At 41.7% G+C, this 24,509-nt stretch carries 23 protein-coding genes and 2 pseudogenes; 9 read left to right on the top strand and 16 right to left on the bottom strand.

Going from position 1 to position 24,509, the window contains the following annotated elements; genetic code table 11:
- A partial coding sequence (locus H6F92_RS13085) for a helix-turn-helix domain-containing protein (RefSeq protein ID WP_190356818.1) occupies window positions 1-257 on the bottom strand: 257 nt, incomplete at its 3' end.
- A gap of 60 nt (window positions 258-317) precedes the next feature.
- Here H6F92_RS13085 and H6F92_RS13080 point away from each other — a divergent pair.
- Window positions 318-674 (top strand): annotated as a pseudogene (locus H6F92_RS13080) (bluetail domain-containing putative surface protein); the annotation flags it as partial.
- 174 nt (window positions 675-848) lie between these two features.
- Here the strand turns inward: H6F92_RS13080 and tumA are convergent.
- Window positions 849-1,079, bottom strand: a complete 231-nt coding sequence (gene tumA / locus H6F92_RS13075; RefSeq protein ID WP_016515525.1) for an antitoxin TumA — start codon at window positions 1,077-1,079, stop codon at window positions 849-851.
- A gap of 624 nt (window positions 1,080-1,703) precedes the next feature.
- Between tumA and H6F92_RS13070 the strand changes: the two genes are divergently transcribed.
- Window positions 1,704-4,820, top strand: coding sequence for a TIGR03032 family protein (locus H6F92_RS13070; RefSeq protein WP_190358171.1), 3,117 nt, complete (start codon window positions 1,704-1,706; stop codon window positions 4,818-4,820).
- 264 nt (window positions 4,821-5,084) lie between these two features.
- Window positions 5,085-5,360 (top strand): annotated as a pseudogene (locus tag H6F92_RS13065) (carotenoid oxygenase family protein); the annotation flags it as partial.
- Here H6F92_RS13065 and H6F92_RS13060 read toward each other — a convergent pair.
- Both H6F92_RS13060 and H6F92_RS13055 read right to left on the bottom strand, forming a co-directional pair.
- Complete coding sequence (locus H6F92_RS13060; protein WP_190358169.1) at window positions 5,357-7,078, bottom strand: ArnT family glycosyltransferase; 1,722 nt, start codon at window positions 7,076-7,078, stop codon at window positions 5,357-5,359. The pseudogene H6F92_RS13065 and the gene H6F92_RS13060 sit on opposite strands and share 4 nt — an antisense overlap.
- A gap of 3 nt (window positions 7,079-7,081) precedes the next feature.
- Entirely contained in the window at window positions 7,082-7,969 is an 888-nt protein-coding gene (locus tag H6F92_RS13055; RefSeq protein ID WP_190358168.1) for a glutaminase, read from the bottom strand.
- Between the two features lie 11 nt (window positions 7,970-7,980).
- Between H6F92_RS13055 and H6F92_RS13050 the strand changes: the two genes are divergently transcribed.
- Entirely contained in the window at window positions 7,981-9,201 is a 1,221-nt protein-coding gene (locus H6F92_RS13050; protein ID WP_103112324.1) for a molybdopterin molybdotransferase MoeA, read from the top strand.
- Between the two features lie 221 nt (window positions 9,202-9,422).
- Here the strand turns inward: H6F92_RS13050 and fabD are convergent, their stop codons facing one another.
- The 3 genes from fabD to plsX all read right to left on the bottom strand — a co-directional run bounded on the left by fabD (window position 9,423) and on the right by plsX (window position 12,823).
- The gene (fabD, locus tag H6F92_RS13045) at window positions 9,423-10,346 is read right to left on the bottom strand and encodes an ACP S-malonyltransferase (protein ID WP_190358165.1); all 924 of its coding nucleotides are present in this window, start codon (window positions 10,344-10,346) and stop codon (window positions 9,423-9,425) included.
- Between the two features lie 278 nt (window positions 10,347-10,624).
- Window positions 10,625-11,626, bottom strand: a complete 1,002-nt coding sequence (locus tag H6F92_RS13040) for a beta-ketoacyl-ACP synthase 3 (RefSeq protein ID WP_190358163.1) — start codon at window positions 11,624-11,626, stop codon at window positions 10,625-10,627.
- Window positions 11,627-11,767: 141 nt separating this feature from the next.
- Window positions 11,768-12,823, bottom strand: a complete 1,056-nt coding sequence (gene plsX, locus H6F92_RS13035) for a phosphate acyltransferase PlsX (protein WP_190358161.1) — start codon at window positions 12,821-12,823, stop codon at window positions 11,768-11,770.
- Between the two features lie 149 nt (window positions 12,824-12,972).
- Between plsX and H6F92_RS13030 the strand changes: the two genes are divergently transcribed.
- Window positions 12,973-14,265 carry a D-alanyl-D-alanine carboxypeptidase gene (locus H6F92_RS13030; RefSeq protein WP_190358160.1) on the top strand — a complete coding sequence of 431 codons (1,293 nt, stop codon included), beginning with the start codon at window positions 12,973-12,975 and terminating at the stop codon, window positions 14,263-14,265.
- Between the two features lie 125 nt (window positions 14,266-14,390).
- Here the strand turns inward: H6F92_RS13030 and argC are convergent, their stop codons facing one another.
- From argC to H6F92_RS12995, 8 genes are all read right to left on the bottom strand, one after another.
- Window positions 14,391-15,452: an N-acetyl-gamma-glutamyl-phosphate reductase gene (argC, locus tag H6F92_RS13025; RefSeq protein ID WP_052277397.1), complete on the bottom strand. Its 1,062-nt coding sequence runs from the start codon at window positions 15,450-15,452 to the stop codon at window positions 14,391-14,393.
- Window positions 15,453-15,706: 254 nt separating this feature from the next.
- Window positions 15,707-15,970, bottom strand: coding sequence for a DUF3146 family protein (locus H6F92_RS13020; RefSeq protein ID WP_002733391.1), 264 nt, complete (start codon window positions 15,968-15,970; stop codon window positions 15,707-15,709).
- Window positions 15,971-16,056: 86 nt separating this feature from the next.
- On the bottom strand, window positions 16,057-17,046 hold the full coding sequence (locus tag H6F92_RS13015) for a DUF389 domain-containing protein (protein ID WP_190358159.1): 990 nt from the start codon (window positions 17,044-17,046) through the stop codon (window positions 16,057-16,059).
- 141 nt (window positions 17,047-17,187) lie between these two features.
- Window positions 17,188-17,418: a hypothetical protein gene (locus tag H6F92_RS26045; RefSeq protein ID WP_242030124.1), complete on the bottom strand. Its 231-nt coding sequence runs from the start codon at window positions 17,416-17,418 to the stop codon at window positions 17,188-17,190.
- 366 nt (window positions 17,419-17,784) lie between these two features.
- The gene (locus H6F92_RS13010) at window positions 17,785-18,342 is read right to left on the bottom strand and encodes a 50S ribosomal protein L25/general stress protein Ctc (RefSeq protein WP_190358158.1); all 558 of its coding nucleotides are present in this window, start codon (window positions 18,340-18,342) and stop codon (window positions 17,785-17,787) included.
- Window positions 18,343-18,369: 27 nt separating this feature from the next.
- Complete coding sequence (locus tag H6F92_RS13005) at window positions 18,370-19,713, bottom strand: adenylosuccinate synthase (protein ID WP_052277394.1); 1,344 nt, start codon at window positions 19,711-19,713, stop codon at window positions 18,370-18,372.
- A gap of 127 nt (window positions 19,714-19,840) precedes the next feature.
- Window positions 19,841-20,008, bottom strand: a complete 168-nt coding sequence (locus H6F92_RS13000) for a hypothetical protein (RefSeq protein ID WP_002759244.1) — start codon at window positions 20,006-20,008, stop codon at window positions 19,841-19,843.
- A 60-nt stretch (window positions 20,009-20,068) separates the two neighbouring features.
- Entirely contained in the window at window positions 20,069-21,232 is a 1,164-nt protein-coding gene (locus tag H6F92_RS12995; RefSeq protein ID WP_190358157.1) for an LptF/LptG family permease, read from the bottom strand.
- A gap of 207 nt (window positions 21,233-21,439) precedes the next feature.
- On the opposite strand from H6F92_RS12995, the gene H6F92_RS12990 reads away from it, so the two are divergent.
- From H6F92_RS12990 to H6F92_RS12975, 4 genes are all read left to right on the top strand, one after another.
- On the top strand, window positions 21,440-22,492 hold the full coding sequence (locus tag H6F92_RS12990; RefSeq protein WP_190358151.1) for a dipeptide epimerase: 1,053 nt from the start codon (window positions 21,440-21,442) through the stop codon (window positions 22,490-22,492).
- Entirely contained in the window at window positions 22,485-23,528 is a 1,044-nt protein-coding gene (locus tag H6F92_RS12985; RefSeq protein ID WP_190358150.1) for an N-acetyltransferase DgcN family protein, read from the top strand. The genes H6F92_RS12990 and H6F92_RS12985 overlap by 8 nt, the downstream gene beginning before the upstream one ends.
- Before the next feature lie 96 nt (window positions 23,529-23,624).
- Entirely contained in the window at window positions 23,625-23,765 is a 141-nt protein-coding gene (locus H6F92_RS12980; protein ID WP_190358149.1) for a hypothetical protein, read from the top strand.
- Window positions 23,766-23,887: 122 nt separating this feature from the next.
- The gene (locus H6F92_RS12975; protein ID WP_190358148.1) at window positions 23,888-24,028 is read left to right on the top strand and encodes a hypothetical protein; all 141 of its coding nucleotides are present in this window, start codon (window positions 23,888-23,890) and stop codon (window positions 24,026-24,028) included.
- 92 nt (window positions 24,029-24,120) lie between these two features.
- On the opposite strand, the gene H6F92_RS12970 is transcribed toward H6F92_RS12975, so the two are convergent.
- A partial coding sequence (locus H6F92_RS12970) for a tetratricopeptide repeat protein (RefSeq protein WP_190358147.1) occupies window positions 24,121-24,509 on the bottom strand: 389 nt, incomplete at its 5' end.

The raw sequence follows: 24,509 nt of genomic DNA, 5'->3' as shown, positions 1-24,509 counted from the left end.
TCTGTGGCTTTTTTATGATTTCCATTTTTTCTCCCATCTTCTAGACTTTCTAAATTGTTAGGATCGCCGTGAACACACCAAGGGGCGACCGTTTTGAGTGAACAGCCAATAAACTCAGCTATTTCTCGTTGAGTTTTTCCGTCGTTTAGCAAGAGAAACATTAAAATTCTTTCCCTAACCTCTGCTCTTTCTTCTTCTTTAAGAGCTTTTTGTAAGTTTTTCTTTTCTTCTAAGTCTAGGAAATCTTTGGCTGGCATAAGTAGGATTTTTCTCAAGTTACTATTTCTATTTTAGGTGGTTTAAGTGCGTTTTAGCTTATCACAGATTTTGCCATCAATAGTGATAAAATCGACTTATTAACTCAAGGTGGACTTCCCATGAGTGCGCCTAGTAGTTTCAGTCGTGCTGCTAATAGCACTGTCACCACTTTAGACAATTTAATCAATCAGGTATTTACTGATGCCAATGGAGCCACTACAGGTAATCAAGGATTAGGGGTTAATAGTGCCGCCTTAGTGCAAGTAACAACTGGTGCGATCGCTGGAACTTACCTCGTTATTAATGATAGCACGGCTGGCTTCCAATCCAGTAATGATTTATTAGTAAATATCACTGGATTTACTGGTACTTTACCAGCTTTAGGGAACATTCCCGTGAGTAATTTCTTTGTTTAATTAAGTAGGCGTAGGGGGCGTTAGTCGGCTATCAATTCCGTCAAAAAACCAAAATTAACAAGCCGCCGTAACGCACCACCTCTATCATTAAATTGGTGCGTTACGCTATCGCTAACACACCCTACTGGCTGCACAATTGCTTGCTCTACTTGATTTAGGTAATCAGATAAAAGTTTAAGCAGCATGATTTAATATTTGTTCTAATTCTTGACGCAAAGGAAGGTAATGACGATAATCGTTTGCCCATTCTATAAATATTATATCATCTGATAATGTTCCCTGATTGTATTGGTTATAAAAATCTTCGGAATCCATTTTATGTTGATTCTCATAGACGCTAAGTCGCTTGGCAACAGCAATCAAAGCATCTAAAGATGATGTATATTGAATGGTCTGTTTACGCATTTTTCTTTTACTCCAAAATAGGGTTTGCTGAATAAATTTGAAATGTAGGCAAAGTAAAGGTTTTGGGGCTTTACGAGCGAAACAGGTGCAAGATTTTGAGAGAATCGTCGTTCAAAACCTTGCGTCTTCATCGGCCCGCGTCCTGTAGGGGCGAAGCATTCGGACAATAACCTATCGGTGAAAAGGTAGATTTTCTATCCGAATGCTTCGCCCGTACTTATTCAGCAAACCCAAAATAATGATATTTTGATTATAAACGATCGCGCTCAAACAAAAACATAAATCGTAGTGGACTGACACACCTAATTTAGGTGTAGGGTGCGTATTTGCGGCCATCAATTCGGTCAAAAAACCAAAATTAACAAGCCGCCGTAACGCACCACCTCTATCATTAAATTGGTGCGTTATGCTATCGCTAACACACCCTACGATAAGTAGCTGGTTATAATTAAATTAAAAATGGATTTTAGGTTCGATCCCCCCTGCCCCCCTTGATAAGGGGGGTGCCGATCCCCCCTTAGTCCCCCCTTAATCCCCCCTTAATAAGGGGGGCATCTGATAATTTTTAACGCCTACCTACTTATGTAAAAATAAAATTTGCTTTAGATTTGGACTAGACAACCGATGAATCAATCAACTCCCAATACTAATCAATCTATCCCCGTAGAGATAATTGCTTCCCGTAACTTCATTGATTGGTTAGAGTCTCAGCAGATTAGTCTGGCTTTTACTACCTATCAAAGTTCTCGACTGATGTTTTTAGGAGTTAACCCCCACAGGGGGATGTCGGGATTTGAGCGGATATTTGACCGCGCCATGGGTTTATATGCTACCCCAGAAAGGATTTATCTTAGTTCCCGCTATCAAATCTGGCAACTAGATAATGTGTTATCATCCCCACAGCTTTATGATGGTTACGATAAACTTTATATCCCCCGCATTAGTTATACTACTGGGGATTTAGATATTCACGATTTGGCAATAGAAAATCTCTCTGAAAGAATTATATTTATCAGTACGATGTTAAATTGTCTGGCGACAGTCAGCGATCGCCATAGTTGTATTCCCCTATGGAAACCGTCGTTTATTTCCGCTTTAGTCAATGAAGATCGTTGTCATCTCAATGGTTTAGCCTTGGTAGATGGGAAGGCGCGTTATGTTACCGCTTGTAGTCAATCAGATGTGGTGGATGGGTGGAGAGACAGAAGACAAACTGGCGGTTGTGTCATTGATATTCAGTCTAATGAAGTAATTGCTACTGGTTTATCTATGCCTCATTCTCCCCGATTTTATCAGGGTAAGTTATGGTTATTAAATGCGGGTACGGGTTACTTTGGTTATATTGATCAAGACAAAGGCATTTTTGAGCCTGTTACTTTTTGTCCTGGTTTTCTGCGCGGTTTAGCATTTGTCAGAAATTATGCCATTGTTGGATTATCTAAAAATCGTGGGGTAGATAAGACTTTTTCGGGGTTAATCTTAGATGATAATTTAATGGCTAAAGAAGCAGATCCTCGCTGTGGTCTGCTAATTATTGACTTGAAAACAGGTGAAGTTGTTCACTGGATACGCTTAGAAGGTGAAGTGACTGAACTTTATGATATACAAATCTTAGAAGGAGTTAAACGTCCCCAAGCTTTAGGATTCCAAAATGATGACATCAGTAAAATTATTACTCTTGATCCTATTTCTCCTTTAGTTGGGGTAAATATAGCAAATAATCAGCCTGATACTTCGCCAGCAGATACCCTTTATCAGCAAGCATACACCTTGCAAAAACAGCTTAAGCTTGAAGAAGCGATCGCTCTCTATCAACAATTAATTAATCAATATCCCCAATATGCAGCTGCTTGGCATCAGTTGGGGGTGATCATGGATAGTTTAGGACAAATTGATCAAGCTATTTTGGCTTATAAGCAAGCTTTATTGATTAATCCTAATTATGCAGAAAGCCACAATAATTTAGGAATAATAGCAGTTAGCAAGGGAGATTTAGACGAGGCGATTATTTGCTTTAACCAAGCTATTCGTAGCAATCAAAACTATGCTTTTGCTGATAATAATTTAGGTTTAGTCTTACAAATGCAGGATAAGTTAGGGGATGCTGTGGTCAATTTTCAAGAAGCAATCAGGAAAAACCCTAATTATCCAGAAGCACACTTTAATTTAGGAAATGTGTTACAACTACAGGGAAAAATTGAAGAAGCGATCGCTTATTTCCAAACAGCAATTAAGCTTAACCCTAAATACATTAAAGCTTACAATAGTTTAGCTTTAGCGTTAGGAAGACAGGACAAAGTAGAAGCAGCTATGAGCGTATTTAAGCAAGCTTTAGCCATTCAACCTAATTCCCCAGAGGCTTTTGCTTGCTTATTTTCTATGAAGGAAATGACTTGTAATTGGGAGACAAGAGAAGCTGATTTAATCCAACTTTGGCAATTAACCGAAAACCAGTTACAAGAGGGAAAATCTACCGCAGTAACTCCCTTTGATAGCTTATATAAACCTTGGTCTGCTACTCAACAGTTAAAAGTAGCTTCTAACTATGCTCAAGAAATTAAAAGACAATTAGCATTGATTACTAAACCCCTCAACTTTAACCATTCCCGCACCCGATCTGGACGATTAAAAATAGGTTATTTATGCCATGATTTTCGTAATCATCCCACCAGTCATTTGATGCAAAGTGTCTTTGGTTTACATGATCGCAATAACTTTGAAATAATTGCCTATTCCTATGGTCCTGATGATGGTAGTGAGTATCGTCATCGCATTGCTAATGATTGCGATCGCTTTTATGATATTGCTACTTTATCAATTACGGAATCTGCACAACGGATTTTTCATGATGGGGTTCATATTTTAGTTGATTTGATGGGATATATTGATAAGGCACGGACACAAATATTGGCTTTAAAACCTGCACCGATTCAAGTTAATTATTTGGTTTATCCGGGGACAATGGGAGCAGATTTTATCGACTATATTATTGGTGATGCCATAGTTACACCACCAGAATCTGCTGACGATTTTACTGAAAAATTGGTAATTTTACCGGATAGTTATCAGGCTAATGATTATCAACAAATTATATCATCTAAACCTGTTACTCGTTCCCATTATGGTCTTCCTGAATCGGGTTTTGTCTTTTGTTGTTTCAACCATACCTATAAAATTGAGCCGCAAATATTCACTGTATGGATGCAAATTTTGGCCAATGTTCCCGGTAGTGTATTATGGTTATTTTCGAGAGTAGCTGAAGCTGAAGCAAATCTACGTCGGGAAGCAAAAGCGCGAGGAATTGAAGGCGATCGCTTAATTTTTGCCCATCTCGAACCTAAGTCGGAACATTTGGCGCGGCATCAACTAGCTGATTTATTTCTTGATACTTTATACTATAATGCTCATACGACTGGAAGTGATGCTTTATGGGCAGGTTTACCGATTATAACTTGTTTGGGGGAGACTTTTCCTTCCCGTGTTGGTGCTAGTTTACTGACAGCTATTGGCCTACCTGAATTAATTACTAAGAATTTAGAGGAGTATAAAAATTTAGCGATTAATTTAGCAAAATCTCCTGATAAATTGCACGAAATTAAACAGAAACTAGCACAAAATCGTCTTACTTATCCGTTATTTGAGACCCTTCGTTTTACCCGCAATTTAGAAAAAGCTTATCGGACAATGTGGGATATTTATGCTGCGGGAAAATCACCAGAGATGATCAGGATAGCCAATTGATCACTGGAATTATCAGGGTAAACGCATCTTAACAATCCTTGACAAAATGAACTTTATGTGAGTTGCTTACCCAGAGTGCGATTTAGGCATATTCAAGGAGAATTTGCCATCTCAATTGTTAAGCAAAAATCGACCCATTTGGTCGATTTCGTAACTATTCTAATTGACTGGTATCACTTGAAATGCTCACACAGCAAGCGGATCACAAAATTGGCCAATTGTCAATAGCGTTTGATATGCTCTCACCCTGTACTTAAGAACTCTAATCACTCCACGGGTAAGTTAACTATTGCTTATCTAGAAAATAACTGTTATGGAAGTGAACCGATTTTTGTCTGCGATGGTTTATCTCCAGAAACGGAATGGTTAATCGTCGTGGTTTACGACGGCAATAATCACAGCAGCCAAGGGAGAATCTATGATAGTCAGCAGTTAGAAAAAGAACCCCTTTGCTGTCTGCAATTACCCAGTGTTATCCCTCCCATTTTTCATGGTACTTGGCAAGAAAAATCAGAAAAAGTATTGGTGAACAGTTTCTAGTTTTTACCAAAAATATTGGCTGCGTCTTGAGAGGAAATCTTGAAAATTAGGTAACTATAAGCAAGATGATCAATAGGTTGACGACTAGAACGCAGCCAGTAAAAATGGTTAGAATCGGTGGTAATACCGATTAATTGATTAGCTTCTATCACCAGTAAATTAATCGGATTATCGAGAGAAACCTGTGAGGGTGCAACTTTTTGATTATCGATGACTAAATTAAGTTTATTATCTCCGTCATAACGAATAAAGAGAGCGTTGGGATGTTTTTGGAGATAGTCTTGCAGATAGTTTTTATTTTGTCCCCAATCTAAATTAGAATCGACCAGAACTTGATAGCTCATTTTGCGATCAATAACTAATTCGTTAAAATAGGAAATATAATGGGGAAAATAGGAGAGATTGGAAATTAGTAGGTAAAGGGTCAGGACAATAATTAAAATGCGATAGGGTCTTTTATAAGCTGGCCAACCGGTAACAATCCGACTAGCAAAGACAAATAAAAAGGGGAAAATCATTAAAATATATCTAATACCTATTTGAGCAGTGTTAAAACTCATTAAGATGAAATATAATAGACTGGGAATAATCAAAAAAGCTTCATTCTGCCAAAAATTTAACTGTTTTCTCCAGAGAAATAAACTGATAAATCCCAACCAGATAAATATTTGGGTAGCTATCGGTACTTTATAGAGAAAAGTGATCAGAAAATATTGGGGAAATCCCTTAATTTTAAATCCTTGTACTGGATCAACTATAAATCCTAACTGTCCCAAAAGATAGGGCATTCCACTACCAAAACCTGTTTCTTGTTTATACTTACCGAAGTCTAATGCTTGCAAATAAGCAGCGGGAATAGGAATCGACAAAGATTTTAAGACAGGATAGGTTTGCAGTTGCTTAAAACTATGACTGAGAAATTGATAATTCTGCAATTGAGTGCCACTTCTCTCAAAAGAATAACCAATATTTATGATTAATATTGTTGATAAAATCAGAGCTAGTATATAGAAGATACTGCGCTTAATTACCCGTTGAATTACGGGAATATTTTTGGTTTGAATAGATTGAATAATTTCCCGATGGTAAAAACCAAGACCTAAAATTATATAAATGGGAACTAAATAAATGGCTGTTAAGCGGCAAATCTGGGCAATTCCAAAAGTTAATATACTTAAAACCAGATTTTTTCTGCTACCAAATCTTAGGAAAAACCAGAAATAGTAAATGGCAATAAAAATTGAAGCTGCTCCGAATAAATCTTGAGTAATTATCCGTGAATTTCCGATAATATTAGGATCGAGAACATAGAGAATTAAGGCTAAAAATCCTGCTAACACTCCATAGAGTTGTTTTGACCAGATAAAAACATATATGGCTAAAATTACTGAGATAATAATCGTAGCAAACCGTCCAAAAAACTTATTTTCTAAGTTTATATCTTTAGAGATAGGAAAAATATTTTGTATTGTTTGATCAACTAGGGGATGCAGTGCTGAAGCTGGCATAATATTGCGATGGTAAATATCTTCATCGCCCCGTTTCGCTGCCGTACCTCTGAGAATTTCTACTCCACTTTCATAATGATAACCTTCATCATAGTTGAGGGATTCTGGTAGGGGAAAAAATAAACTGGTGACGCATAAAGCCATAAATATCAGCAAGATAATTACTAAATAGAATCGGTGTTTTTTTGAAAAGTTCAATCTTGTTTTCATGGCTTAAATTTCCTTGAAAAAATTACTTAATTTTGTTAATAAATCCAGACCTAAAACTGAATTACCTTGCTCATTTAACAGAGGACTATAACAAGCAATAACTCCCTCGTCTGACAGAATAGATAATAAAGCTCCACTAACTCCCGATTTAGTGGGAAAACCCACCTCAATAGCAAATTTTTCGGAAGCTTCATAGAGTCCACAATTAGTCATAATTTCTAGAATAATTTTGCCAAAAGGAGCAGCTAAAATTAACTTACCTAAATTAGTAAGATCGGCAATTTTTCCAGATAAACAACAGATTCGATTGTAGGTTTCCAGAGCTAAGTAACGATGACTGATATAACCATTTTTTTCTAATTCTAAGCTTAGAGCTTGATTGTGAACATTAGGATAAGAGTGAACAGACTCAAGCACAGAGCGATCAAGAAATAATTGACAATTACCCATTTTATTTAACCATAAAAGCAAATTTTCACAGCGAGATTCTGGCGTTTCCCCTCCTAATAAATCCGCCAAAGCGATCGCACCACTGTTGATCAGAGGATTACGGGGAAAACCGCTATCCTCTTGCAGTTGAGTTAAAGAATTAAAAGGATAACTAGAAGCTTGTTTTCCCACGCGACGAAAAACAGCATCTTCCCCTAAATGGTTTAAAAGATATAATAACAAAAAAGGTTTAATCACACTCATCAAAGGAAAAGTTACAGTTTCATCTCCCCAAGACAAAATCTCCCCCTCAAGACAGTGAATCTGAAGAGCGAAAACCTCGGGATTAACTCGGTTCAAAACCGGTATATAATAGGGAGTCTGACCCTTCCTATCCAATAAATGCACTTCCCCAATCCAAGCTTGTATATCTTCCACCCTTAATCTAGCTAATCGGTTCATTTTTTTAATCCATGTACTCAGTCAAAGAAGCAGAATCTATAATTTTAACTCAAATTCAACCCCAACAGCAAACAGAAAAAGTTTCTCTAGAGGCAGCTTTTGGGCGCATTTTAGCCGAAGATATCAGCAGCGATTTAGACTTTCCCTATTGGGATAATTCCGCAATGGATGGCTATGCTGTCCGTTACGAAGATGTTAAAGACACTAACCCAGAAAATCCCGTTACTCTAAAGATTATCGCCGAAATTCCCGCCGGCAAAGTCCCCGAAAAAATTATTCAACCGGGAGAAACAGCCCGAATATTTACAGGAGCGATGTTACCCGCCGGCAGTGATACGATTATTATGCAGGAAAATACTCAACAAAAAGGGGAGCGGGTGGCGATTCTTATCCCTCCCGAAAAAATAGGTCTTTTCGTGCGTCAACGCGGCACATTCTATCAAGCAGGAAATGCCTTATTAAAAGCCGGTATTGCCCTTAATTCTCCAGAAATAGCAGTTTTAGCCACGGCACAAGCTACCGAATTAACAGTTTTTTCCCGTCCGAAAGTGGCAATTTTCTCCACGGGAGATGAATTAATTAATCCCGATGAAACCCTCCAAAAAGGTCAAATTATTGACTCAAATCGCTACGCTTTAACGGCATTTATCACCAGTTTAGGGGCAATTCCTAGACCTTTAGGTATAATCAAAGATAATCCCGAACTTCTCAGAGAAACTATCAGAAAAGCCATTAATTCTAGTGCTATCGTCCTTTCCACCGGCGGTGTTTCCGTGGGAGATTACGATTATATTGAGGGAATTTTAGAGGAATTAGGGGGAAAAATTCTAATTCGCAGCGTTGCTATTCAACCGGGTAAACCCTTAACCTTTGCTACTTTTCCTAACGGTTGTATTTACTTTGGTATCCCCGGTAATCCCGTCTCTGCTTTAGTTTCCTGTTGGCGCTTCGTACAAATGGCCATTAAAAAATTATCAGGATTGACAGATTATCAGAACAAATTTCTGCGAGTTATCACCCGCGATACTCTCAAATCTAAGGGACAAAGAGAAGTTTATCTCTGGGGAAAAATAGAAATTATCGAGGGAGTCTATCAATTTCAACTCGCTTCTGGACAACACAATTCAGCTAATTTAATTAATTTAGCGGGTACTAATGCTTTGGTCATAATTCCCCAGGGTAAAACTACTATACAAGCAGGAGAAACAGTAGAAGTTATGATAGTTTACTAAAAAAATACCTAACCAAATTTTTGGCTAGGTAGCTGGTTATAATTAAATTGAAGATAGATTTTGGGTGTCGATCTCCCCTTGATAAGTAGGGTTGATTCAAGGTAGGGTTGATTCATGAATCAACCCTACCTTCCCTTGATAAGGGGGGTGTCTGATGGTTTTTAACACCTAACTACTTAGGTATCCATCAATTTACTTTATCGAAAATGTTGCTAGATAATTTAACCAACACCAATTAATGAACCCTGCAATTTAACATCGTCGCTACCATTGTATATATCAGCTAATTGACTAATATTTTCTAACTCAATTGGAGCAGTTCGTTTAATTAAACCAGTTAAAACTTTACCCGGTCCCACTTCGATCGCTTTTTCTACACCCACATCGGGCAATCTTAACATAATTTCTCGCCAGCGAACCGAGCTAGTCATCTGCTGGATCAGATATTTTTTTAATTGTTCCCCGTCCTGGGTAGGATTGCTCGGATCGACATTAGAAATCACGGGAACTTTTGCAGACCGAAAATTAACTAATTCTAAAATCTGCTGAAATTGAATAGCGGCATTTTCCATCAAGGGAGAGTGAAAAGCACCGGATACTTTTAAAGGCATAACTCGCTTAACTTTCACTTGACCTAATACCAAATCCACCGCTTCAGGAGTCCCAGAAATTACCACTTGTTCAGCACTATTATCATTAGCAATAACTACATTTTCCGTCTGATTAACCACTGTCTCTAGACTGGTGCGATCAAATTTCATTAAGGCAGCCATTTTACCACCTTCGGCCGCATCCATCAAACGGGAACGGTTTTGAACTAGATTTAATCCTGTCTCAAAATTAAACACCCTGGCCGCATATAAAGCGGAATATTCACCGAGACTATGACCGGCAACTAGATCAGGAAAATGACCTTTTTCTTGCAACAAATCCGCTAAAATACTCTCCACCACAAATAAACAAGGTTGAGTATAAAGAGTACGAGATAGGGTTTCTTCATCCCCTTGACATTTTTCTAGGACCGACCAACCGAGGATTTTTTCTGCTATTTTTAATCTCTCTTGACCAAGCGCACTTTCCGCTAAATCTCCAATCATTCCTAACGCTTGCGATCCTTGTCCCGGGAATATCCACGCTGTTTTCATAAGTTCTTAAAATAGATAAATAGATGTGTTTGGGTCAGTTATCAGTTATCAGTTATCAGTTATCAGTTATCAGTTATCAGTTATCAGTTATCAGTTATCAGTTATCAGCTATCAGTTATCAGTTATCAGCTATCAGTTATCAGATGTGAGTTTTTAGTTTACTGTTTACTGTTTACTGTTTACCGTTTACAATTTACAGTTTACTGGTTACTGGTTACAGTTTACTGTTTACTGATCACTGTTTACTGATCACTGATCACTGATCACTGATCACTGAATTAATCTCCCCAACGGAAGATAATCCCACCCCAAGTTAAACCGGCACCAAAGCCAGAAGAAGCAATAATATCACCTTTTTTGACCTTACCACTCCTGACAGCTTCATCGAGGGCTAGAGGAATCGAGGCTGCGGAAGTGTTGCCATACTCGCTGAGATTGCTGATCACTTTTTCCGGAGGCAGTTTCAGGCGATCGCTCACCGCGTCCATAATTCTTTGATTAGCTTGGTGCAGAACTAACCAATCGATGTCACTGGTGGTTAAATTAGCCCGATAGAGAGCTTTTTCGATCACCTCTGGCACTTTCGCCACGGCAAAACGATAGACTTCCCGTCCGTTCATCGTTAGAGGCTTATAGGTCCCTTTTTGAACCCTTACCCCCTGCTTAAGGGGCAATTCTTCCCCCTGATAGGCGAGATTGAGAGAACCATTCTGGCTGCCGTCGCTATGGAGTTCAAAACCGAGAATGTTATCTTTTGTATCATTTGCTTGACAAACCACCGCCCCTGCCCCATCACCAAAGAGGACACAGGTAGCGCGATCATTCCAATCCACCCAACGGGAGAGAACATCGGCCCCGATAACCAAGACATTGCGGTAAGTACCAGTACGGATAAACTGGGTGGCGGTGACTAATCCCACCAGAAAACCCGAACAGGCGGCGGTGAGATCAAAAGCGATCGCCCGATTGGCCCCGATCTGACTTTGAACTTGGGCGGCGCTACCGAACAAATCATCGGGGGTAGAAGTAGCCAAAAGAATCAGATCGATGTCCCTAGGCGACACCTGAGCCATTTCTAGAGCCTTAATCGCCGCTTGGGCTGCTAATTGGCTCAAAGACACCGATCGATCGGCTAAATGGCGTTTACCGATGCCTGTACGACTTTTAATCCATTCATCGGAAGTCTCGACAATTTGGCTGAGTTCTTCATTACTGAGAAATTGCCCTGGTGTGGCCGATCCACAACCAGTAATGACGACCGCTGCCCCGAATCCGTTCAAAATATTCCCCCTTTTCAGTTATCAGTTATCAGTTATCAGTGGGAAGTGGGTCAGTTATCAGTGGGAAGTGGGAAGTGGGAAGAATAAATAAAAATAGTCTCCTGTCTCCTGTCTCCCGACGGCTTCAAGATGGCCGACAGCTTAATCTTCACTGTTCACCGACAACTTTTTTAATTGATGATGGTGGTCATTGTAGGCTTGAATGCGCTCAGAAACGCGATTATCGACGGCATTTTTCGCCTGTCGGATGGCGTTAAAAATCGAAGGCGCTTGGGAACTGCCGTGACTGATCACACAGACCCCATCGACTCCAAATAACAGCGCGCCACCGTGTTCCGCGTGATCCATGCGTTGTTTAATCTGTTTAAGATTGGGTTTAATTAAAGCCGTCCCGACTTTACCCTGTATCCCCCTAGGTAATTCCTCTTTGAGAATTTGTAGGATAATTCCCCCCACCGCTTCGGCAAATTTTAACAGGACATTACCGACAAAACCATCGCAGACGATCACATCGAATTGTCCCGATAGCACATCCCGGCCCTCAGCATTGCCGATAAAGGGAATTTGCTGGTTATTTTCTAATAATTCGTAGGTTTTTAGGGCGAGATCGTTACCTTTGCTGGGTTCTTCACCGATATTGAGCAAACCGACTTTCGGATCTTCAACCCCCATAACGTATTTACTGTAAATTGTTCCCATGAGGGCAAACTGCTCTAAATATTTGGGTTTACAGTCCACATTCGCCCCAACATCGAGGATAATCACCGATTTACCCGCCAACATCGTCGGCAGCACCGCACCGATCGCCGGGCGATCGATTCCTTTTAAACGACCTAAACGCAGTAACGCCGCCGCCATGGCTGCCCCAGAGTGACCGGCGGCCACCACCGCATCGGCGCGATTTTGTTTGACTAAATCCATGGCCACATTAATCGAGGCCGCTGGTTTGCGACGGATAGCGGTGATCGGCTCTTCGTCCATGGCCACCACTTCCTCCGCGTGGACGATCGTGAGATTCTTGGGACGGGGATGATGCTGGAAATAAGCCTCAATCCGTTCAGAATCGCCGACTAATAATACTTCTACATCTAATTCTTCGGAAGCTCGCATCGATCCCGCGATAATCTCGTTGGGAGCGTAGTCACCTCCCATCGCATCTACCGCGATTCTTGCCCGATTTAATGCCGTTTCTGCCATTGAGTCAGTGGGATAGAAATCTTTAATAAGTTGAGCGGCAGCTCTTGACAAAAGCTGGCCGATCGAGGATTAGTGTTTTCTGATCGAGCAATTGTTAAAAATTACCAATCATTTCTATACAATAAGGCATCATTGCGATTAAGGAAAAGATGTTCTCAGTTTTTAATTTGGCAGTTTTCGGCTTTCTCTTCGGTTGGTTGGGGGGGCAATCCCAACCGATCGCCAATATTCCCCTAATTTCTTGGCAAAATCAACCTATTTTCCACCTTCCCACCGCTCCCGATCCCCGGGTGGCGGCGATCGTGGCCGATTATCTGCAAGACTTGACTAAAAAAGGTTTAAACTCTAGTCAACAACGGGTCTTAATTGAGACGGAATGGGCTGATTTAGCCGATCATCAGGGTAATCTGCCCGCTTCGGGGGCTTCTTTAACTAAAATCGCCACTACTCTCGCCGCCGTGGAAACCTGGCCCCTCGATCATCGTTTTGCTACTCGTTTTTACAGCACGGGAGAGGTAAAAAACGGGGTGTTAGAGGGAGATTTAATTATTGAAGGGGAAGGGGATCCGCTTTTTGTCTGGGAAGAAGCGATCGCAGTGGGCAATGGCCTCGATCAATTAGGCATCCGTCAGGTCAAAGGCGATCTGATCGTTACGGGTAAATTCGCCATGAATTTTCAAACCGATCCCCTCAAAGCGGGAGAATCGCTGAAAATTGGGCTTGATCAATCGAAATGGTCAAAAGAAACCCAAAAAGCTTTTCAGAGCCTTCCTAGCGGCACACAAGCCCCACAGGTGAAGATTTTGGGCATGGTTCGAGCCAGTCAAATTCGCCCCGAAAATGCCCGATTATTATTGCGTCATCAGTCCTTAACTTTAACGGAACTGTTGCGTCAGATGAATATTTATAGTAATAACGTCATGTCAGAAATGTTAGCGGAACTGCTCGGTGGCCCGGCGGCAGTGGACGCAATTAATACTAAAATTACTGGGGTAGGAGCGGAGGAAATTCAATTAATTAATGGTTCGGGATTGGGGGTAGAAAATCGCTTGTCTCCCCGGGCAGTTATTGAGATTCTCAAGGCCTTGGATCGCAAGTTAGCCAATCAACCGATCAAAGTCGCTGATTTATTTCCGGTGGGGGGACGCGATACCAAAGGAACTATGCAGTGGCGCGCCATTCCCAAAGGAGTGATGATTAAAACTGGAACTTTAGCCCAAGTTAGCGCCTTAGCTGGAGAAATTCCCACCCAAGAAAGGGGTAAAGTTTGGTTTGTAATTATGAATGCTGGTAGTAGCAATATCGAGGGATTCAGAAATCAGCAGGATCGGGTGTTACAAGCTTTAGATCAACACTGGCAAATTCTCCCGGAAGCGACTCAAGGATCGATTCCTGCAAGGGCCTTTCTAGGTGATCCCAGTCGAATAAGTCAAGGTTTCTAGAATTGATTGGCTAAGAGGTTATGGTGATGAGCGAATCTGATCGAAGGGAGGGCGTACACTATGAGTCCTCACCAATCATACTGGCTGCAATGTAGGGGCGCAAAGCTTGCGCCCAAGCCGAATTTTTAAGGATAAAAACACATTTGCGGTAAACCAAGGGATTCTTCCCAACCCATCATGAGATTGAGACATTGTACCGCTTGTCCCGATTGTCCCTTAACTAAATTATCGATCGCTGACATCACTATCACTCGATCGGTTCTCGGATCCACTTCAATACCGAGATAACATAAATTAGTACCACAGGCCCACTTAGTTTGTGGATAGACTCCCCCGGGTAGGATTTTGACAAAGGGAGAAGTGCGATAAAAAGCATTGTAGATAGTGATTAAATCATCCCGCACCAGATTGGGATCCCGCAATGTTGCATAGACTGTGGACAGGATACCCCGAACCATGGGCATTAAATGGGGAGTAAACTGGACGCGCACCTCATGACCGGCTAAATCACTGCAAATCTGCTCAATTTCGGGAGTATGACGGTGTTTTCCCGCTACATTATAGGCCCCGATCGAACTATCTGCTTCTGCCAATAACATATTAATCTTAGCTTGTCTTCCCCCTCCCGAAGTTCCCGATTTGGCATCGATAATCGTGGTTTCTGGGAGAATTAAACCCTGTTTTAATAGGGGAGAAATCGCCATTAAACTAGCAGTAGGATAACATCCGGGGCAACCGATCAAAGAGGCATTTTTAATCTCTTCCCGATAAAGTTCCGGTAAACCGTACACAGCCGTAGATGCGATCGCTTGATCCTGACGTTCCTTGCCATACCATTTACTATAGGTTTCTAGGCTAGTAAAACGATAATCTGCCGACAGATCCAAAACTTTACACCCTTTAGCGAGCAAAGGAGGGGCTAAATCACAGGCTAAACCATTGGGTAAACCTAAGAAAACCACTTGACAACGGGAGGCAATTATCTCTAAATCGATCGCCTCCACATTAAGATTAATGCTATGACCGAGATGGGGATATAAATCACTGTAGGGTTTTCCGGCGCTACTATCGCCCCCCAGATAGGCTAATTCTACGAAGGGATGTTCTTTGAGCAAACGTACCAACTGTACGCCACCATATCCGGAAGCGCCGACAATACCCACTGAAACCTTCTGTTCTTGCGTCATTTCCCTTATTCCTAAAAATTCTTATCGTTAATATAACGCTTTAGTATGGCTGAATTTTAGCCTAACCAGTGGGATTTAAATCAAAAAACTTCCTTTAAAAACCTAGTATCTCGGCCGGGTTGTCCATAAACCGTCAATTTCTTTTGATCAATAGGCAGTTATCTTAATGATGAGGTACAAGGTTTTCCTTTTATGATGCCAAATTAAGTTAAACTTCATCCTTAGGAGAAAGGCTGTAATTCAATCCCCCATATTTAAAATTTTGAGCGCACTGTGAATTCATAATCTCCTCCCGGTTCTAATTGATAATCGTAGCGTTCTAAAAACCGATTCAAGGGTTCAAAAATCAAAGCCCTACCTAGGGAAGGTTGTACTAATAACTTGCCTTGAAGAAAATGCCACTGAAAACGCCATTGATATTGTTCCGTTCGCACTTCTCCCTCTAATTTCCCCGTTTGCCAAGATTGCTTAATTATCCGCACATAAGCCGTGCTTTCTGGTCGATTGCCGCCACTCACCTGAACCCTACCTATAGATTAAATATCAAACATTAAGATAGCGAATTAATCCTTGTTTGTCATTACTTCAGCCAATTTTCTCGACGCTATTCCGGGGAAGTGACTTCATTAACCTTAGAAACCAAGACATTTAATTGAAAAGGTCGCCCCATTTCCTTAGTAATAAATTCTTCCAACAATTCTACCTGTCTGGGGGTAATACTTTCCGCAGTTCTTACGACTAATCTCACCCGGGGAGGCTGCTTGAGCCAATTAATCGAAGATTCCAATAATTCTGCCCGTTGAAAAGTAATCGTTCGTTGTAATAAAGCTTTTTTGATCAGCCTTTCTAAGCGAGCTTGATTAGCCAGAGTTGCAAAACTTATTCCTAAGGGAATTAGCAAAACCGCTGTCAGGATAGAAGTCAAAATTAGAGCGTTACGCGCCCGATGAAAACTAGAATAACCTGCCAGCAAAAAGACCAACAAACAGGCGAGAGCAATGCCTAATAAATTGGTAATATATAACAGAGTCGCCCCCAAACTTAGGATCCAATTGCCTTGGGATAATCCTAAACCAATCGTGCAAACTGGTGGCATTAAAGCCACGGCAATCGCTGTTCCCGCTAAAGTACCTGAAATTTTCGGTTCTATTTTGGCATAACCACTGATTGCCCCTGCCGTAATTGCCACTCCTAAATCTAAAAGATTCGGTTGAGAACGGGCTTGAATTTCACTACCAAATTCAGAAATTCCGATTAATAATCCTAGCAACCAAGCTATCGCTAAAGCGATAATCGTACCAACTAAAATCGCCAGGGCTGACTTACGAATTAATCGCCAACTACCAATTAAACCACCAAAAGCTAGACTACGAATCGGCAACATCAAAGGGGCAATAATCATCGCCCCAATAATCACGGCTGCACTATTGGCAACTAAGCCAAAGGTAGCGATCGCACAAGAACTAACAATCAAAGCTAGATAGGGAAAATCGAGGGACGCTTCTAACCATAAATCGCGCCACATAGCCCGCGATTGTTGCCAGGTCAAGGGTTTTCTTGAGAACCACGAGTAGGGTTGTTCTTTTCTGGTCATGGGGCTGAGGAAGATAAACTTTTCTTTTACTTATAGCTTTTTTTGTCTAATCAACGTATGTTTGTATCATTTTCTTTAACTAATCTTACCATTTTTTTCTTGGCCTCGATCGATGAAACCTCATGACCAATTTGCTAAAAACTATCTGGAAGAATTATTATCAATCGAATCCGCCCGCGAGGACTTATTTAAGCGTTTTTGTGATCTAACTCCCCAGTAGATGGGAGCAGGGGAGAGAGGAGAAAAAAGCTGACACTGATAACTGATAACTGATAACTGATGACTGACTTCTAACCCAATGTGCGCCAAAGATAAACAAAAATTATCTATTGACTCCAAAAACTTGAAAATATTTAAATTAACATTTCGCAATATTTATAAATTTTTAAGAATTAATTGAGAAAGATTTTTATTTAACAACGATATTGCAATGGTTACAGCGATTTGATAGAATTTCAGAGTGGGTTATTCTGTGCTTTTTTGGACAGCAATGGTTGAAACCTTTGCTACACCTACAGGGTGATCTAATTAAGACGGGTAAATCGGTCAATTTCACCCACAATGATGATCTTTTTTTTGTGTAGTTTTATTGCAAAGAAAAAGTTTTTTTGACAAAAAGCACAAAGTATGCAGTAGTAGTTATGGCAGAGTGGGGGTTGGGGAAGTGGGGGAATTTCAACTAAAACCCTAAAACCCCAACACCCCAAAACCCGATCACCCGACCACCGATCACTGAACTTACCGTTTAGCGGCAACAATGGCAAAAACGGTGGTATGGGGATCATCTTTTAAAGTCACCCCTTCCGGCATTTTTAAATCACCCACGAGCAGGGATTGCCCCACACCGATGCCCGAAACATCAAATTCGATCACTTCCGGGATATTATCAGCAATACAGGAGACATTAACTTCGTTAACGAACTGTTCGATTAAACCGCCCTGTTTGGTTCCGATCGCTTCTCCTATGGCTTTAATGGGAACAACGATATCGAGCTTACCGTGGGCAGACACCGAGAAGAAACTGAGATGATAGAGATTTCTTTTCCAAGCATGAGATTGCACCTCTTGGATCAAAGCTTTTCCCGTCCAGGGCATTTCGGGAACATTCACATCCACCAGGGTATTATTTACCGAAGCCTTTTTCAGTAGGGTTAAGGCCGCTTTTTCTCCCACCACGAGGGAAACCGATTCCGTGCCGTTGTGGCCGTAGAGAACCGCCGGGATCAAACCCTGACGACGTAGGGCCCTGGGGTTAATATTCTCCGGTCTTTTTTGACATTCAACGCTAACTTGCATAGTTGACTAATCCTCTTTAGCAATGATTTAAAATTCGTGATTATCCCAAGGTGAGCCATTTTCGTCCAAAAGAGCGCGTTTTGGTCCGTGAATGGGGTCTTCAACGATAATAGTTTGGTCGCGACTAGCTCCTAGGGAGATAATAGCGATCGGTACTTCCATGATCGCCCCCAGGAATTTTAGATAATCGAGGGCCTGTTTGGGCAGGTCTTCCAGACTGCGACAATCGCTGGTGGGTTGTTGCCACCCCGGCATCGTTCGATAAATAGGTTGACAACGGGCGAATTCCACCGCACTACTGGGTAAATGGCGACAGGTTTTGCCGTCCAATTGGTAGGCGACACAGACTTTGATTTCCTCTAGGGTATCGAGAACATCTAACTTGGTGATCGCTAGACAGTCTAAACCATTGATTCGTACCGCGTAACGACCGATCACCGCATCAAACCAACCGCAGCGACGACGACGGCCGGTGGTAGTCCCGAATTCCGCCCCACGATCGCATAATAACTGCTCGATCTCCCCCTCTAATTCCGTGGGAAATGGACCTTCCCCTACCCTAGTGGTGTAAGCTTTGGCCACACCGATCACTCGATCGATTACCGTTGGACCAATGCCAGAACCGACACAAGCACCCCCGGCGATCGGATTGGAGGAGGTAACGTAGGGATAGGTTCCGTGATCGAGGTCGAGTAGGGTGCCTTGGGCCCCTTCAAAAAGAATATTCTTACGCTTGCGGATTGCTTCGTAGATTTTTAGGGAACTATCGACCACATGGGGACGCAGTTTCTCGGCATATTCTAGATATTCCTCGATCACCGTCTTCGGATCTAAAGGCGGTAAGTTATATAACTTTTCTAAAATGACGTTTTTATAATTGATCGTCCATTCTAGTTTTTGCCGCAGATTCTCGGTATTGATCAAGTCGATGACTCGAATACCGATGCGCTCGGACTTGTCGGCATAGGTGGGGCCGATACCCCTTCCCGTGGTGCCGATTTTATATTTACCCCGTTTTTCCTCGGATGCTTGATCGAGCAGCCGATGATAGGGCATAGTGACATGAGCCGTTTGCGAGATATAGAGATTGTCGGTGGTAACATTGAGGGCGTGTAATTGCGCCATCTCTTTGAGTAACACCGAGGGATCTATGACTGTTCCTGAGCCGATTATACATTCCGTATCCGGGTAGAGAATCCCAGAGGGAATTAGATGGAGTTTGAACGTTTGACCCTCGACGACGACGGTATGACCCGCATTTACGCCACCTTGAGAACGCACCACCACATCCGCCGATCGACTCAGCAGATCCGTGATTTTTCCTTTTCCTTCGTCGCCCCACTGAGCGCCGATTACAATAACGTTAGCCAAGGTATTTTAGTCTAGCTAAAGTTCACACAAACTCCTATTATCCCTCTTGGCGAATACAACTGTCAAGTTATCTCTCTTAGCTAATTGTGGGGAGAAGGCGAGGGGAAAACTCGCCTATTTTCAGGGTTTATTGACCTTCCCGACTGATTTGACGCTCGATAGTTTCGATAGCGGCATTTAATCCCGCTAGACGGGTTTCGAGGTCGTCGCGCATCCATTTGAGGAATGTTAATTTACGCTCTTGACATTCTTGACGGGAAGTGCTGCCACAAGTGTTAAAGAAGAAGGGAAACATAGACTAAGGGGCCTGCTATAACTCTACGTCTCCTATCTTGACGAAAATTTTCAAAAAAGTCTAACCGTTAAGTCGCCATAATAACCACAGACCTAACCCAAAACCGAAAAAGTTAGGCAGCCAGGCAGCTAGGAAGGGGGAGAGGGTGGCGGTTAGTCCCAAGCTGCCCACTAAGAAGTTTAAAAGATAATAGAGGAAAACAATGGCGACACTGAGACCGAAACTGGTTCCCCGACTAATTCTTTGCGGTAGAGAACCCAAGGCACAGCCAATGGTAGCAAAGACGATACAGACAAAGGGAAAGGCGATTTTTTGCTGGATTCGCACTTGAAAAAACCTGACTCTTTTCTCATCGCCACTGAGTTTGAGCAGTTGCACATATTCGATCGCCTGTGGTATGTTCATCTCGTAGGGATCGCGGCTTTGACGAGCAAAATCGAAAGCGGAGCGAGATAAAGCGATTTTTTCGGTTTTAAAGGGGATAACTTGGCTATAGGAGGCGTTAGGGGGGGTTAATTCATAGATAATGCCGTTAAAAAAGTCCCAGACGTTATCGACGGCATTCCAACGGGCAGAATCGGCGATAATAATTTGATTTAATTCTTGTTTTAGCCAACGGATAACGGTGACGGTTTTCATCTTTTCTCCGTCAAACTGTTCGGCATAAAATAAACTTCTTAAATTGCGATTAATCGTACCATTTTCTAGGGTTTTTATTTCATAATCGGGATAATAAAAGTCTTTATTTTTCCAAAAATTTGCTTCTTTATTAATTTTCTGCACTAAAATTTCTGTGGCTCGATAATTAGCATTAGGAACCACATATTCGTTTAATAAAAATGTCACAAATGTAACTATTAAACTCAGGCAAAAAGTGGGTATAAAAAGACGATAAAGAGTGACTCCACAGCTTTGCAGGGCAACGGTTTCGCTATCACTACTTAAACGTCCGTAGGTGATTAAAGTGGCCAGCAAAAGAGAAACTGGCAGAGAATAAGTGACAAATTCTGGCACTTTTAACAGGAGAATTTCTAGGGCCGAGGCAAGGGGTAGATTAGCATCAACTACCTGATTAGCTAAATCGGAAAGATTGCCGATCGCTACTCCCAAAGAGGCAAATAAACCAACACTAAATAAAAATGGTGGTAGTAGTTGGCTGATCAGATAGCGATCAATGAGGGCAATGCCTCCATTTACCCAGTAAGAAATCTTTTTCTTAATCATTGATTTTGGTTAACTCACTCCTCTTTCATCCCATTTCCTAACCCGCAGCCGTCTTGCTTACACCTTCGGTTAGCCTATCATATTTTGTCTTTGACGAAAAACACCGCCGGAAGTTGTATGATTGCGGGGAGAGTGGACAGAAGTAAGGATTTGGGTAAGTGTAGATAATTTTTTTGTTCCTATTCCCCGATCATCCCTAGGTGAATTATGCTGCTAAACTGGCAAACTTTTACTATTCATAAACGAGTACCTTTAACGATTAGTCGCGGCACTACCAGCGAAAATACTAATATCTGGCTGCAAATTAGCGAGGAAAATATCGAAGGGTGGGGAGAGGCATCCCCTTTTGATATTACCAGCGAGGAGAAAAAAACCGATAAAATCCTGCAAGAATTAAACTCGATCGCTCCTATTTTACAATCTTTTCACCCCTGTCAACGCCAAGAAATTGAGAAAATTTTATGGCAAAATCAGATATCTTCGGCTACTCGTGCCGCTATTGACACGGCACTGCACGACTGGTTAGGCAAAAAAGCTAATTTACCTCTCTGGCAAATTTTTGGACTCGATCGCACTTTAATTCCGCCGGTTTCTGTTACTATCGGTTTAAATTCTCCAGAAAATGTGGGGAAGAGGGTGTTAGATTGGCTAGAAATCGGCGATTTTAGCTTATTAAAGGTCAAATTAGGCTCACCAGACGGTATAGAAGCTGATCGAGCTATAATTCTGGCTATTAAAGCAATTGTCCCCCATTTGCCCCTAACTGTCGATGCTAATGGTGGTTGGAGATTTAGCGATGCGGTGAAAATGTGCCAATGGTTAGAGGAAAAAGGCGTTATTTATGTGGAACAACCCCTATCTGCGGGACAAGAACGAGATTTAATTGATTTATACCAAAAATCGCCCCTACCTATCTTCGTCGATGAAAGCTGTTTTTCCAGTCAAGATATCCCGAAACTGGCCGATCGAGTCCACGGCATTAATATTAAACTAATGAAAGCCGGTGGATTAGCCGAAGTGCAGAGAATGATTCATATTGCCCAAGCTTGCCGACTGCAAATTATGTTCGGATGTTACTCTGATAGCAGTTTAGCCAATACTGCCCTAGCACATCTTGGCCCGCTTGTCAACTATCTTGACCTAGATAGTCATTTAAATTTACGCGATGATCCCTTTACGGGTTTAAGCTTGGAAAGGGGACGTTTACAACCAAATAATTTGCCCGGTTTGGGTGTTAGTTTACGGACAGAAGATGACTGATTATTTGACTCCTGACAAGAAAGTAGCGATTCTTCTCCACGAAGGAATTAAAGGAACTCGCGGCAAAACCGGGTTAAGTTATCTGCGTTACGGAAAAGCGCAGGTAGTGGCGATTATTGACGCAGAAAGCGCCGGCAGCGCCTTAAAAGAAGTGGCTGGAATCGATCGCCCCTTGCCGATTGTTGCTAGTGTTAAGGAAGCTCTAACCTATCATCCCGATACCCTGTTAATTGGCATCGCACCCTCAGGAGGAATTTTACCACCCCATTGGCTAGAAGAAATCAAAGAGGGGGTAAAGGCAGGGTTATCCCTCGTTAATGGTCTCCATACACCCCTAAAACCCCTTTTTCCTCAGCTTAAACCGGATCAATGGATTTGGGATATCCGTCTGGAACCCCAAGACTTAAAAATTGGGCAAGCGCGGGCGAAAAATTTAACCTGTCAGCGTATTCTAACGGTAGGGACGGATATGAGTGTGGGCAAAATGTCCACTAGCATCGAATTACACCGAGTTGCCCAAGAAAAAGGGCTAAAATCGCAATTTTTAGCCACTGGACAGGGGGGAATTATGATCGCGGGAAAAGGTGTACCCTTGGATGCGGTGCGCGTCGATTATGCTGCTGGTGCGATCGAGGCTTTGGTGTTAGAATCGGCAGAAAATAACGATATTCTGTTTATTGAGGGTCAAGGTTCTCTTTTACACCCTGGATCCACTGCTACCTTGCCCTTAATGCGTGGCAGTCAACCAACGGGGTTAATTCTCGTCCATCGCGCTGGACAAATTCATATCAAAGATTTACCCGATATTCTCATCCCTCCCCTAACGGAAGTGATTAAACTCTACGAAATGACTGCCAGCGCTGGGGGAAGTTTCGGGGAAGTGAAGGTAAAGGGGATTAGTTTAAATACTTTTCATCTTAGTCCGGAGGCGGCAGTTAAAGCTATAGAAACTGTGCGGGAGGAAACGGGGTTATTTTGTACCGATGTTGTCCGTTTTGGCGGTCAAGGGTTATTATCAGTGATCAGTGATCAGTAATCAGTTATCAGTGATTAATTCAATCATAGTCAATCGTGGTGGGTTACGAGGGATTGTTAGCTTGAACCGACTAGGTAATAGGTGTAGGGGTAATTCATGAATTACCCCTACAATAACGTTTGTCTGGATGTTGTTAAATTTTCTCTTGACAAAGGCGACTTGACAGGATACTATATTCATAATGGAAAATCCGTGCGCCTACAGACCCTATTTTCCAACGGTCTTAACTATGATTGATTTATTCAATCAATCTTCATCTCTAATCCACTCTTAACTAGGTTCCTAGTCATAGTTCATCATTCCATCCACTGTCAATGGTGGTGGTTTACTGGACTAGGTAATAGGTGTAGGGGTAATTCATGAATTACCCCTACAATAACGTTTGTCTGGATGTTGTCAAAATTTCTCTTGACAAAGGCGACTTGACAGGATATTATATTCATAATGGAAAATCCGTGCGCCTACAGACCCTATTTTCCAACGGTCTTAACTATGATTGATTTATTCAATCAATCTTCATCTCTAATCCACTCTTAACTAGGTTCCTAGTCATAGTTCATCCCATAATCGCATCAATCATAGTTTAGACTCTTTACCTAATAAAGCGACGCACTAGCCACCGAGTGAGCATCCATAGCAAATAAAACGGCATCCATAGAATAACTATAGGAGTAACGATAATCCACTGCATCCATAGAATAACTATAGGAGTAACGATAATCCACTGCCACCAAGTTAAAGAAGTAGGTTTTTGCTGTTGTCGCAGCCTTTGTAAATTATTACGACAGGTTTTTGTATTAGGATGATTGTCTCCTAAGAGTTGTTTATACAAATCTAAAGCTTCTAGATAGAGAGGTTCCGCTTCTGTGTACCTGCCTTGGGAATTGTACAAGTATGCTAAATTGTTGAGGGATTGTGCCACATGGGGATGATTGTATCCTAAGAGTCGTTTTGTCAAATCTAATGCTTCTAGAAGGAGAG

This window comes from Microcystis wesenbergii FACHB-1317 (genome assembly GCF_014696875.1).
Classification (GTDB): domain Bacteria; phylum Cyanobacteriota; class Cyanobacteriia; order Cyanobacteriales; family Microcystaceae; genus Microcystis; species Microcystis wesenbergii_A.
Note: the sequence above shows the minus strand (reverse complement) of the source record. Positions and strands in the feature narration are given on the sequence as shown.